Origin of the sequence: Frigoribacterium sp. PhB24 (genome assembly GCF_003755185.1) — a bacterium.
Lineage (GTDB): Bacteria > Actinomycetota > Actinomycetes > Actinomycetales > Microbacteriaceae > Frigoribacterium.
In genome coordinates this window covers 795,750-808,329 of record NZ_RKIC01000009.1, presented here as the reverse complement: position 1 = coordinate 808,329, position 12,580 = coordinate 795,750, and the positions used below count along the sequence as shown (strand labels likewise).

At 70.8% G+C, this 12,580-nt stretch carries 11 protein-coding genes; 8 read left to right on the top strand and 3 right to left on the bottom strand.

All coding sequences use genetic code 11. The features are described 5' to 3' along the window. The first annotated feature begins 27 nt into the window (after positions 1 to 27). The 6 genes from frr (at position 28) to EDF50_RS04265 (ending at position 4,188) form a co-directional block, all read left to right on the top strand. The gene (gene frr, locus EDF50_RS04290) at positions 28 to 546 is read left to right on the top strand and encodes a ribosome recycling factor (protein ID WP_217270968.1); all 519 of its coding nucleotides are present in this window, start codon (positions 28 to 30) and stop codon (positions 544 to 546) included. Continuing rightward, complete coding sequence (locus EDF50_RS04285) at positions 546 to 1,544, top strand: phosphatidate cytidylyltransferase (RefSeq protein ID WP_123518268.1); 999 nt, start codon at positions 546 to 548, stop codon at positions 1,542 to 1,544. Before frr ends, EDF50_RS04285 begins: the two co-directional genes overlap by 1 nt. Positions 1,545 to 1,607: 63 nt before the next feature. Beyond that, complete coding sequence (locus EDF50_RS04280) at positions 1,608 to 2,162, top strand: DivIVA domain-containing protein (RefSeq protein ID WP_123518448.1); 555 nt, start codon at positions 1,608 to 1,610, stop codon at positions 2,160 to 2,162. A 347-nt stretch (positions 2,163 to 2,509) separates the two neighbouring features. Further along, on the top strand, positions 2,510 to 3,088 hold the full coding sequence (locus EDF50_RS04275) for a lytic transglycosylase domain-containing protein (RefSeq protein WP_123518447.1): 579 nt from the start codon (positions 2,510 to 2,512) through the stop codon (positions 3,086 to 3,088). 48 nt (positions 3,089 to 3,136) lie between these two features. After that, positions 3,137 to 3,436, top strand: coding sequence for a hypothetical protein (locus EDF50_RS04270; protein WP_123518267.1), 300 nt, complete (start codon positions 3,137 to 3,139; stop codon positions 3,434 to 3,436). Continuing rightward, complete coding sequence (locus EDF50_RS04265) at positions 3,433 to 4,188, top strand: alpha/beta hydrolase (protein ID WP_123518266.1); 756 nt, start codon at positions 3,433 to 3,435, stop codon at positions 4,186 to 4,188. Before EDF50_RS04270 ends, EDF50_RS04265 begins: the two co-directional genes overlap by 4 nt. Positions 4,189 to 4,252: 64 nt before the next feature. On the opposite strand, the gene EDF50_RS04260 is transcribed toward EDF50_RS04265, so the two are convergent. After that, a complete protein-coding gene (locus EDF50_RS04260; RefSeq protein ID WP_123518265.1) occupies positions 4,253 to 5,311 on the bottom strand; it encodes an AI-2E family transporter in 1,059 nt (352 codons plus the stop codon). Between the two features lie 73 nt (positions 5,312 to 5,384). Then, the gene (locus EDF50_RS04255) at positions 5,385 to 7,268 is read right to left on the bottom strand and encodes a hypothetical protein (RefSeq protein WP_148076751.1); all 1,884 of its coding nucleotides are present in this window, start codon (positions 7,266 to 7,268) and stop codon (positions 5,385 to 5,387) included. A gap of 241 nt (positions 7,269 to 7,509) precedes the next feature. On the opposite strand from EDF50_RS04255, the gene EDF50_RS04250 reads away from it, so the two are divergent. Both EDF50_RS04250 and EDF50_RS04245 read left to right on the top strand, forming a co-directional pair. Continuing rightward, positions 7,510 to 9,312, top strand: a complete 1,803-nt coding sequence (locus EDF50_RS04250; protein ID WP_123518263.1) for a hypothetical protein — start codon at positions 7,510 to 7,512, stop codon at positions 9,310 to 9,312. Next, positions 9,309 to 10,316, top strand: coding sequence for a tetratricopeptide repeat protein (locus tag EDF50_RS04245; protein WP_123518262.1), 1,008 nt, complete (start codon positions 9,309 to 9,311; stop codon positions 10,314 to 10,316). Before EDF50_RS04250 ends, EDF50_RS04245 begins: the two co-directional genes overlap by 4 nt. A gap of 79 nt (positions 10,317 to 10,395) precedes the next feature. On the opposite strand, the gene glgB is transcribed toward EDF50_RS04245, so the two are convergent. Beyond that, on the bottom strand, positions 10,396 to 12,576 hold the full coding sequence (gene glgB, locus EDF50_RS04240) for a 1,4-alpha-glucan branching protein GlgB (RefSeq protein ID WP_123518261.1): 2,181 nt from the start codon (positions 12,574 to 12,576) through the stop codon (positions 10,396 to 10,398). Positions 12,577 to 12,580 lie beyond the last annotated feature (4 nt).

Sequence of the window (12,580 nt, the reverse complement as noted above, 5' to 3'; positions counted from 1 at the left end):
GACGTACTCACCGAGACGCGCGAGAAGATGGACAAGGCGCTCGACGCCGCCAAGAACGACTTCGGCACGGTGCGGACCGGCCGCATCAACCCGGCTCTGTTCCAGAAGATCCCGGTCGACTACTACGGCACGCCGACGCCGCTGGCACAGCTCGCGTCGTTGCAGGTGCCCGAAGCGCGCACCATGATCGTCACCCCCTACGACAAGACGGCTCTCAAAGAGATCGAGAAGGCCATCGCGACCTTCCCGAACCTCGGGGCAAACCCGACGAACGACGGCACCATCGTCCGCGTCACGATCCCCGAACTGACGCAGGAGCGTCGTAAAGAGTTCGTCAAGATCGTGCGCAGCAAGGGCGAGGACGCCAAGGTGCAGGTGCGCAACGTCCGACGCAAGTCGAAAGAGGCGCTGGACGCGCAGAAGACCGAGGTCGGCGACGACGAGGTCGCTCGTGCCGAGAAAGAGCTCGAGTCGATCACCAAGGGCTACATCGACTCGATCGACGACGCGCTGAAGAAGAAAGAAGCGGAGCTGCTCGAGGTCTGATGAGACAGCGACCCGACGACGCCGGCCCCGACGACCCGTCACCGGCTCAGAAGAGCACTCTCGGCAGTCGCCGGGCCGACTTCGACGCTCGCGCGCAGGCGGCGAGGCACGACATCGAGAACCAGCTGCGGGCGGGCAAGGCACGCCTCGACTCCCGCAACGAGAAGCTGACGGCACGCACCGGTCGCAACCTGCCCGCGGCCATCGCCGTGGGCGTGCTGCTGGGTGCCGCGGTCCTGCTCAGCCTGATCTTCGTCAAGGCGTTCTTCATGATCGTCGCGGCGGCTCTGATCGGCTCGCTGTGCTTCGAGCTCGCCAGTGCCCTTCGTTTCGCGGGCCGCGACGTGCCTCGGCTGCCGAGCGTCCTCGCGGGCGTGGCGGTCGTCCCCGCCGCCTTCTACGGCGGCGCGGGCGGACAATGGGCCGCCCTCGTCGGTGGCATCGTCTTCGTGTCGCTGTGGCGCCTCGTCGAGTTGGCGCGTCCTTCGCATCGGGGTGGCGCCTCCTCGCTTGGTCGTGACCTGGGGGCCGGGGCCTTCGTCCAGATCTACTGTTCGTTCCTCGGCAGCTTCATGGTTCTCATGGCAGCCCGGCCCGACGGTCAGTGGTGGACGCTGTCGGCGCTCATCGTCGTGATCGCCGTCGACACCGGCGCCTACGCGACGGGGCTCAACTTCGGCAAGCATCCGATGGCGCCGCGCATCAGCCCGAAGAAGACCTGGGAGGGCTTCGCCGGCTCGGTGGCCGCCAGCCTGATCGCGGCCGTCCTGCTCTCGGTGTTCCTGCTCGACGAACCGTGGTGGTTCGGCTTCGTGTTCGGAGGCGTGATCATCGTCACGGCCACCATCGGCGACCTGTCCGAATCACTCATCAAACGCGATCTCGGTATCAAGGACATCAGCACCTGGCTGCCGGGTCACGGTGGATTCCTCGACCGGCTCGACAGCACGCTGCCGTCCGCCGCGGCGGCGTACGGCCTCTACCTCCTCTTCGCCTGACCGCGGTCGGCCGACGCCGACGGGCCGCGCGTCCAGCGGGTGGTCATGTGGCGATGCGGCATGATGGTCGCCGTGAGCAGCACATTTCCGACCGTCCCCCAAGGCAAGCGGGGCTACGTCGTCGACGAGGTCGACGCGTTCCTGACCGAGGCCCGCAAGGCCTACGCCGGCGACGCGAGCCTCGGCATCGACTCGGCACGCATCCGACGCACGGCCTTCGGGCTGACGAAGAACGGCTACTCAACGGCGCACGTCGACGCCGCGCTCGAACGTCTCGAGGACGCCTTCGCCAGTCGCGAGCGTGAACGCGCCGTCTCGTCCGGTGCGGAGTCCACCTGGTTCTCGTCCGCGCGCTCCGGGGCCGAAGACATCGTTGCCCGGCTCGAGCGACCGCAGGGCCATCGGTTCGACCGTGTCGGCATCCTGACGTCGGGCTACCACCCGCGAGACGTCGACCGCCTGACCCGCCGCCTCCACGGCTACTTCACCGATGGGCGGCCCCTCAGCATCGACGACGTACGTGCCTCGGTCTTCCGGGCGAAGCGCGGGGGCTATCGCGAGAGTCAGGTCGACCTCCTGCTCGACACGGTGGTCGACGTCATGCTCGCGGTGCGCTGACGATCACCCCGGGTTCCGGCCCGGGCGGCGAGATCACACCCCGACACGCTGACCGCCGTCTCTGGCCCTCCAGTGCGCCATCGGTTACCCTGGACGGACTCATGGGCAGGCACGCAGCGAATCCGACCCCCGGACCCTCTCGACGAGAGCATCCGGCCGCAGTCGAACGATCTTCGACCCGTCGACGCGTCCGCGTCCCGGCGTCACAGAGCGTCGTCCGCCGTCCGTCAGCCGGTTCCCTCGCCTTCACCGGGCCCGGCCGTGCCACCGCCCCGGCCGCTCGTCGGCCCGGTGTCCCGCGACGCGTCGTCCTGCCCCTCATCGGGTTCTGCGCGTCCTTCGCCTTCGTGTCGGCCTCCCTCGTCAACCCGCTGGCCGGGGCCGAGGCCGCGACGACCGTCCCGGGTGCCGCCTCGGTGCTGACGGCGCCCGGCCAGACCCTCACCGTCGCCGATGCCGCGGTGACGGTCGCCGATCGAGACGCCTACGGCGTCACCGAATACGTCCCGCCGCCGCCCCCGCCCGTCGTGGTGGCCGAGACCGAGAAGCCCGACGCCCCCTCGGGTGCGACCTCCGGTTCCGCCAAGAAGTCCTCCGTCGCTCCGGTGGCGGGTACGCCCGACCCGGGCAGCGCCAAGGCCGTCGCCGCCGAACTGGTCACCGCACGCGGTTGGGGTTCCGATCAGTACGACTGCCTCGTGTCGCTGTGGCAGAAAGAGTCCGGGTGGAACGTCTACGCGTCGAACCGCTCGAGCGGGGCCTACGGCATCCCTCAGGCTCTGCCCGGCAGCAAGATGGGTTCGGTCGGTGCGGATTGGCAGACCAACCCCGCGACGCAGATCACATGGGGCCTCAACTACATCGGTGGACGCTACGGCACGCCGTGCGGAGCCTGGGCCCACTCCGTCGCCAAGAACTGGTATTGAGTAGTCGCACGGCCCTCGTCCACGGGGGCCGTTGCTACGCTGGTCGTCATGCCCCGCAGCAACCGATCCCGTCGCTCGCGCGACCGGCGTGAGGCCGACGAGGCGTACGACGTCACCCGGGCGTCCTTCGGTGGCCTGACCGTCGAGACCAAACACGGGCGTTCGTTCAACGTGCAGTCGGTGTCGGCGTCGTCCGCCGTCAAAGAATACGTCTGCCCCGGCTGCTCGTTGGGCATCGTCCCGGCGACGCCCCACGTCGTGGCGTGGCGGGCGGACGGGCTCTTCGGCGCCGAGGACGACCTGGCGGCCCGCCGACACTGGCACACCCACTGCTGGAGGATCTCGTGACCACTCCCGACATCGACGCCGACACCGATGCCGCCGACATCCGCGGGGGAGTCCTGCTGCCCGCTCGCCGCGAGGACGTCGAACTCCACACTGGTGACGGACTGACGCTGGTGGGCGAGCTGAGCCTGCCGGCCGATCGTGAGCCCATCGGCACGATCGTCGCCTTGCACCCCCTGCCCACGGCCGGCGGGTTCATGGACTCCCACGTCATCCGCAAGGCGGCGGCCCGCCTGCCGGCCCTGGCCGACCTGGCCGTGCTCCGGTTCAATTTCCGTGGGGTGTCGTCCCCGCGGGGTCGTTCCGACGGTGAGTTCGGCGAGGGGGTGGCCGAGGCGGCCGACCTCGCCGCTGCCGTGGCTTTCGTGCGCCAGCGGGGTCTGCCCCTGCCGTGGCTGGTGGGCTGGTCGTTCGGCACCGAGGTCGCCCTCAAGCACGGCCTCGACGTCGAGGTCGCGGGCGTCGTCCTGCTGTCCCCGCCGCTGCATCGCACGTCGGACGCCGAGCTCGGAGCCTGGCACGGGGTCGGCCTGCCCGTCGTGGCCGTGGTTCCCGAGTTCGACGACTACCTGCGGCCCGACGAGGCCCGTCGACGGTTCGCCCTCGTGCCCGAGGCCGAGGTCGTCGCCGTCGAGGGGGGCAAGCACCTCTGGGTCGGAGAGAAGCAGACCAGCCGCGTGTTGACCGAGATCGTCCGTCGGGTGGCGCCCGGTGCGCTGCCGTTGCCGTCCACGTGGCCGCCCCGCGCCTCCTGACGGCGTCCGACCTCGGCCCGCGTCTGTCGCGGTGTCTCGCCGTCGGCGGTGGTGACCGCCCGCTTCAGAGTTGGTTCTGCCGGGGCACGTAGACCTCGCGGATGATCAGCAGGACCGATGCGGCGACCGGAATGGCGATGAGGGCACCGAGCACGCCCAGCAGCGTGCCGCCGACGAGGGCCGCGATGACGACGATCACGCCCGGCACGCGCACCGCGCGACGCATGATGCGAGGGCTCAGGAGGTAGGCCTCGACCTGCATGTAGACGAGGTAGTAGATGGCGGCGGTGATCCAGGTGGAGGGTGACTGGGGCAGCAGCGCGATCTGCGCCAGCACGATGACCGCCGAGCCGCTGATGGTGCCGACGAGCGGGATGATCGAGCCGAGGAACGCGATGAAGGCGAAGACGGCCGGCTGCTGGGCACCGATGATGCTGAGGAACACGAAGCTGAGGATGCCGTTGATCGCCGCCAGCGTGAACTGTCCGATGACGTAGCGCCCCACCGACTGGCTGATCTGTTCGGAGATGTCGACGAACTGGGCCCGTTTCGAGGCCGGGACGAGCTGGTAGAGCGCCCGCTTGACGCTGTTGATCGACGAGGTGAAGTAGATCGTCAGGATGACCACGACGATCGTGCCGAAGAGGCCGTTGCCGATCGCCACGCCGACGGCGAGGACTCCGCCACCGATCGTGACGACGTTGTCGGGGTTGGTCAGGAAGTCGACGATCGAGTCGAGCGCGTTCTGCACGTCGAAGACGTTCTGCGGGACGAGCTCTTGCAGGTTGTCGACGAACTGCTGGGTGGTGACGCTCTGCAGGTACGAGGTCAGCGCCTGGATCAGGCTCGTGGTCTGCTGGACGATGACGGGCACGATCGCGAAGACGACTCCCACGAAGGCGCCGACCACCGCCACGAGGACGATCACGATGGCGATGCCGCGGGGTACCCGGCGCTTCTCGAGCCACGAGACGATGGGGTCGAGGCCCAGCGAGATGAACAGGGCCGCGCCCACGTAGGTCAGGATCGTCGAGAGCTGGCCGACGGCACCACCGATCACGAGGGCGACGAGCACACCCAGGCCCGCGAGCAGGCCGATGCGGAACGGGTTGTGGATCTTCACGGGCGGGCTCCTGTCGACGGCGCGGGCCGGTCGAGGCCACGGCGGCACCGACTGCCCGACACGGCCTGTCGCCCTACTCTGACGTACCGCCGCCGACTTGTCCGATCATGCCACGCAGGTTCTCGAAGTAGTCGGCGACGGCGTCGCGTTCACGTGTGATCTCGGCGAGGCGCTCCTCCGCGTCGCCGACGAGGTCGTCGGCCCGTCGCTGGGCGTCCGCCAGGATCGACCGCGAGCGTTCGTCGGCGTTGGTCAGAACGTCGTGGGCCGTCTCGTCGGCGTCCGCCCGGGTCGTGCGGGCGTACTCGGTCGCGCTCCGCTCGAGCTCGTCGGCCTCGCGCCGCACCTCGGCGGCGCGGCGGGTGGCCTCGGCGAGCTGCTCGGCCGCGGCGTCGAGCAGCTCTTGGGTCTCGGCGACGGCCTGCTGGTGTCGCTGCGTGAGCTCGACCTCGGCCTCGTCGCGTCGGGCGAGCAGCTCGACCTCGAGGTCGGCCCGCCCCTGGTCGACGTCGCGGCGCAGGTCGGCGGTGGCTCGCTCGCGGTCGGCCTCGAGCCCGGCACGGACCCGGGCGTCGTCCGCGGCGAGCCGCGAACGCTGGGCCTCGGTCTCGTCCGCCAGGGCGGCGCGGGCCTCGGCGGTCTCGGCGGCGAGTTCGGCTCGTACCTGCTCGAGTTCGGTCGCGAGTTCGGCCCGTCGGTCGGTGTCCTCGCGGGCGAGACGGTCGGCCTGCGCCTCGCTCTCGCGGGTGAGGCGCTCGTCGGTCTCGACGGTGACACGCTCGATGCGTTCGCGCGACGTGGTCTCGGCGAGGTCGAGCTCGTCGCGGCGGCGTCGTGTCTCGCGGTCGAGTTCGGTGCGGGCGTCGTCGACCTCTTTCTCGAGCTCGGAACGAGCCTGGGCGATCTCGGCCGCAAGGCGATCGCGCCCGGTGGCGATCTCGCGCTCGAGCTCGACCCGGGTGGACTCGACCTCGTCGGTGAGGTCGGCCCGGGTGGCGTCGACGTCTCGGGCGAGGAGTGCCCTGGTCTCGGCGACCTCGTGGGCGAGTTCGGCACGGGCCGCGGCGACGTCGCGCTCCAGCTCGGCGCGCTGGGCCGCGACGTCGTCGGCCAGCTCGGCGCGGGCGGTCGTGATCTCGCGGTCGAGTTCGGCGCGGCGTGCGCCGATCTCGGCGTCGAGGTCGGCACGGGTGGTCTGGTCGAGCCGGGCGAGTTCGGCGCGGACCGTGACGCCTTCGCGGTCGAGGTCGGCGCGCTGGCGTTCGAAGTCGCTCTCGAAGACGGCACGGGCCTCGCGCGTGTCGGCGGTCAGGGTCTCGGCCTCGTCGCGGGCCTCGGCGAGGTCGCGGGCGACGGAGGCCCGCTGCTCGGCGACCTCGTGCTCGACCTCGGCCCGGAGCGCAGCGGCCTCGCGTCGCGCCGTCGAGACGTTCTGGGCGGCCTCGGTGGCCGCCGAACCGCGGATGGAGATGGCGTCGCGCTGGGCCTCTTGCACGAGGTCGCGCGCCTCGGCCTTGGCGCGCGCGACCAGACGGTCGGCGTCGGCGGTGGACTCGGCCACCTGGGCCGCGGCACGGCCCCGGGCGTCGTCGAGGAGGGCCGTGGCCCGTTCGGTGGCGTCGTCGACCAGGCGCTTCGCCTCGGCCGTGGACGACGAGCGCAGGGCCTCGGCGTCGATGTCGGCCTGGCTGATCAACAGGGTGGACTGCTGCTCGGCCAGGCGGAGGGTCTGCTCGAGCTTGCTGCCGAGGCCCGAGTAGGTGGGGGTGCCGGCCTCCTCGAGCTCGGCGCGGATCTCGTCGACGCGCTGCTGCAGGAACGCGACCTCGCTCGCCCGGTCGGCCCGGTCGGCGTTGGCCTTGATGAGCTCGCGCCGTAGGTCGCCCAGGACACGATCGACCTCGTCCTTGCGGTAGCCCCGGAGTTCAATGCCGAAATCGGCTTCGTCAGCGGCCACGGTGTCTCCTTCGGTGCAGGGGTCGGACCAGGGGAGCGCGGTCCGCGTCACGATGCTAGTGGGAGCTCCTCGGCGGACGCCGATCCACGGGTTAGGTGCCTCTCAGCCTCGTCGGATACGCTGAGCCGTCTTAAATTCTGCTGCCGCGCCCGGCCCCCTGGCCAGGCTCGTGCGAGGCCCGTCGTCGACCACGACGGTTCCTGGCGCCCCGACCGGGATGGTGGCTCGGAGGGAGAGAAACGTGCGTTTCATCGTCGCAGTCGTCGTCGTCGTCCTGGCGGCGGTGATGGTGGCGTTGGGCTTCGCCCAACGCACCGTCTTCGCACCACCGCCGAGCGTGTCGTCCCAGGTCGACACCAGCGACTCCGACGCGACCGTCACGGTGGTCCCCGCTTCGGCGTTGCACGGCCACGACGGGCGTCAGACGGTGTCGGTGTCGGGCGGCGACACCGCTTTCGCCGCCTACGGTCGTACGTCCGACGTGCTCGGTTGGGTGGGCGACGCCAGCTACAACGAGGTCGAGTACGACCAGGCCGCCGGCGAGCTCGTCAGCCGCACGGTCGCCGGTGACACCGCCGAGGTGCCCGACCCGACCGACTCCGACCTCTGGTTCGACCAGTTCACCGGCGCCGACCTCACGTTCTCGCTCGACGCGCCCGACGACGTCTCGCTCGTGATCGTCTCGGACGGCACGCAGCCCGCCCCGGCAGACCTCCGCATCACCTGGCCGCTCTCGACCGCGACGCCCCTGGCCGGTCCGCTGATCGTCGGCGGGCTCGTGGTCCTGTTGGTGGGCATCGGCTTGTACGTCTGGGCGATCCTGCACCACCGTCGCACGCGCGGCCCGCGTCGGCGCTCGGGCGACGGGAAGCGACCCCGACTGTCGCGTCGGGCCGGCCGCAAGGCCATCAGGGCGCTCGACGCCGGGGGCACCGAGACGCCGGCACCCGGCCGGGGTCGTGCCCGCGGCATCCGTCGGTTCGTCGCCGTGGCGCCGATCGTGCTGGTCTCGTCGCTCGCCCTGTCGGCGTGCACCGCCGACTACTGGCCGCAGCAGGCGCCGGCTGCGGGTTCCGACTCGTCGACCCCGACCCCGACGCCCACCTCGACCGACGGCACGGGGACGGGCGACCAGGGCAACGCCTTGCAGCCCCCCGTGATCAGCGTGGCCCAGGCGAAACGCATCGTCGAGCGCATCTCGGCGACGGCGACGGAGGCCGACGCCTCGCTGAACGCCGACCTCGCCGCCACCCGCTTCACGGGCCCGGCCCTCGAACAGCGTCAGGCCAACTACACGATCCGTTCCAAGGACGCCGCAGCCGCGGCACCCCTGGCCATCCCGACCGGCACCGTCACGCTCACGCTGCCGCAACAGGCCGACTCGTGGCCGCGATCGGCGTTCGTCGTCGTCCAGGACGCCGACACGAGCGTCGCACCCGTCGCCCTCACCCTCGAACAAGAGACGGCACGCGACCCGTACAAGGTCGAGTACGCGGTCAGCCTGCAGACGCAGACCCCGTTGACGGTCGCACCCGCGTCGATCGGCGCCGCCCGGCTCTCGCCCGACGTCAAGCTGCTCAAGCTGCAGCCCGACCAGCTGGCCGAGGCCTACGGCGACATCTTGCGCAACGGCGACGAGAGCCAGTACGCGGCGCAGTTCCAGACCGACGGCGACACCCTGCGCGAGAAGATCGGCAAGACCTACAAGGACGCCAAGCGCGCGGCCCTGCCGACCACCGCCTCGATCGACTACACGTCGCAGGCCGACGACGAGACCCCGGTCGCGTTCGCGACCAACGACGCCGGCGCCATCGTCTCGGTCGCGCTGAACGAGATCGAGACCGTGAAGCCCACGGCCACGGGCGCCAAGGTCAACCCCGAGGGGAACGTCAAGACCCTGCTGGGCCTCGACGAGTCGTCGAAGGGCATCGAGGCGACCTACGGCGTCGAGCTCCTGTTCTCCGTCCCGCCCGTCGGCAGCGACGACCCCATCGTCCTGCTCGGCTTCAGCCAGGCCCTCACCTCTGCCAAGGAGCTGCCATGACCAACCTTCCTCCCGTCCCCGCCGGCCTTCGCGGCGCCGTGGACCTCTCGTCGCTGGTCAACCGCGCACCGGCACCCGCGCCGGCCGGCCCGTCCGGTGGGCCGTCTGCCGACGGCGCGACCGCAGGAGGCGCGGGGGCCGCCCCGGCCGCGGCCGCCGGCCAGATCGCGGTGCCGGGCCTCGTGCTCGACGCGACCGACGAGACCTTCACGCAGGTGCTCGAGATCAGCAACACCGTCCCGGTGATCGTCGACCTCTGGGCGGAGTGGTGTGGCCCGTGCAAGCAGCTCTCGCCCGTCCTCGACAAGCTGGTCGGCGAGTACGCCGGCCGTCTCCTGCTCGTCAAGGTCGACGTCGACGCCAACCCGCAGCTGACCCAGGCCTTCCAGGCCCAGTCGATCCCCGCGGTGGCCGCCGTCATCGGCGGTCGTCCCGTCCAGCTCTTCGTCGGGGCCCTGCCCGAAGCCCAGGTGCGCGACGTGTTCGAGCAGGTGCTCGAGCTCGCCGCTCAGAACGGCGTCACCGGCACGGCGGTGGTCGACGGCGCCCCCGCCGTCGAGACCGACGACGTCGAGCCCGAGCCGGAGCCGCTGCCCCCGCACCACCAGGACGCCTACGACGCGATCGACCGGGGCGACTACGCCGCGGCGATCACGGCCTACAAGACCGCCATCGCCCAAGACCCACGCGACCAGCTCGCCGTGGCGGGGCTCGCCCAGGTGTCGTTGCTCGAGCGGCTGCAGGGCGCGTCGCTGGCCGACGTCCGTGCGACGGCCGCGGCCGCGCCCACCGATCTCGACGCCCAGCTCGACGTGGCCGACCTCGACCTCAGCGGCGGGCACATCGACGACGCGTTCGACCGTGTGCTGACCGTCTTCCCGTCACTCGATCCGCAGGGCCGCGACGCCGCCCGGGCGCGCCTCCTCGAGTACTTCGAGATCGTCGGGGTCGACGACCCTCGCGTGGCGACCGCCCGCCGTCGTCTGGCGATGCTGTTGTACTGAGCCGCGCCTCCTGCACCGACGGCAGAACCCCCGCGACCCAGAAGGGTCGCGGGGGTTCCGTCGTCGGAGCGGCGCCGGGTCAGCGGCGCAACTTGAGCCAGACGACGCCGAGCGGCGGCAGCTGAACGTCGGCCGCGGCGGGGCGGCCCGCCCACGGCTCGTCGGTCGCGGTCACGCCGCCGAAGTTGCCCACGCCCGAGCCGCCGTAGACCTCGGCGTCGGTGTTGAGGATCTCGTCCCACCGGCCCGCCTCGGGCAGACCGAAGCGCATCCGCACGGGCTGGCCCGAGAAGTTCGCCAGGACGGCGACCGACTCGCCCGAGCCCGACTTGCGGAGGAACGCCACGACGCTGTGCTCGGCGGCACCGCCCTCGATCCACTCGAAGCCGTCGGTGTCGAAGTCGTGCGCCCAGAGTGCCGGCTCGTCGCGGTACACCTCGTTGAGGCGCGACACGAGCCCGTGCAGCCCCTGGTGGACGGGCTGGTCGAGGATCCACCAGTCGAGTCCGCGCTCTTCGCTCCACTCGCTGGGCTGGCCGAACTCGCTGCCCATGAACAGCAGCTGCTTGCCGGGGTGACCCCACATGTAGGCGAGGTAGGCGCGCAGGTTGGCGAGCTTCTGCCACTGGTCGCCGGGCATCTTGGCCAGCAGCGACCCCTTGCCGTGCACGACCTCGTCGTGGCTGATCGGCAGCATGAAGTTCTCGCTGAAGGCGTACACGAACGAGAAGGTGATCTCGCCATGGTGGTAGGCGCGGTAGAGCGGGTCCTTCTCGACGTAGTCGAGGGTGTCGTGCATCCAGCCCATGTTCCACTTGAGGCCGAAGCCGAGGCCGCCCTCGCTCGTCGGACGCGTGACGCCGGGCCAGCTGGTGCTCTCTTCGGCGATCATGACGATGCCGGGGTGGCGCTTGTAGGCCGTCGCGTTGGCCTCTTGCAAGAAGCTGATCGCCTCGAGGTTCTCGCGCCCGCCGAACTCGTTGGGCAGCCACTCGCCCTCGTTGCGGCTGTAGTCGAGGTAGAGCATCGAGGCGACCGCGTCGACGCGCAGCCCGTCGATGTGGAACTCCTCGAGCCAGTAGAGCGCGTTCGAGACGAGGAAGTTGCGCACCTGCGAGTCGCCGAAGTTGAACACCAGCGTGCCCCAGTCGGGCTGCTCGCCGCGGCGTGGGTCCGAGTGCTCGTAGACGGCACGACCGTCGAACTTCGCCAGGGCCCACTCGTCCTTCGGGAAGTGCCCGGGCACCCAGTCCATGATCACGCCGATGCCGGCCTGGTGCAGCCGGTCGATCAGGTAACGCAGGTCGTCGGGGCTGCCGAACCGGCTGGTCACCGCGTAGTAGCCCGTGACCTGGTAGCCCCACGAGCCACCGAAGGGGTGCTCGGCGAGCGGCATGAACTCGACGTGGGTGAAACCCAGGTCGCCGACGTACTCGATCAGCTGGTCGGCCAGCTCGCGGTAGCCGAGGCCGGGTCGCCACGAGCCCACGTGCAACTCGTAGACGCTCATCGGGCCCGCGTGGACGTCGTTCTCGCCGCGGGAGGTCATCCAGGCGTCGTCGGCCCAGGCGTGACCGGCCTTCGTGATGACCGAACCGGTCAGCGGCGGCACCTCGGAGGTCCGCGCCATCGGGTCCGCGCGGTCGACCCAGACGTCGTCGGGCGTGAGGATCTCGTACTTGTAGATGCCGTCCGTGGTGCCGGGCACGAAGAGCTCCCAGACGCCGTTGCCGTCGAGGCGGCGCATCGCGTGCCGTTCGCCGTTCCAGCCGTTGAGGTCGCCCTTCACACGGACGGCGCGGGCGTGCGGGGCCCAGACCGCGAAGGAGGTGCCGGTGACGCCCTCGTGCTCGCGCACGTGGCTGCCGAGCATCTTCCAGAGCTGCTCGTGGCGCCCCTCGCCGAACAGGTACAGGTCGAACTCGGTGACGGTGGGGGCGAAGCGGTAGGGGTCGTCGGAGACCCAGGCCGCGCCTCCTTGGTAGGTCGCCTCGACCGTGTACGCGTCGAGGGGCTCGCTGGTGACGCCCTGCCAGAGGCCGTGGGCCACGTGCTCGAGCGCGAACGAGGACCCGGAGGCGCCGGTCACCGTGACCGTGTCGGCCAGCGGTCGGACGACGCGGACGGCGGTGCGGCCGCCGCGGGGGTGCGCGCCGAGGACGGCGTGCGGGTGCCCGTGGGTGCCGGTGGCAGCCGCGTAGACCTCGTCGTCGCCGAGAGCGAAGGTCGTGTCGGGTCCGGTCGGGGGAGTGGTGGTCATCGGG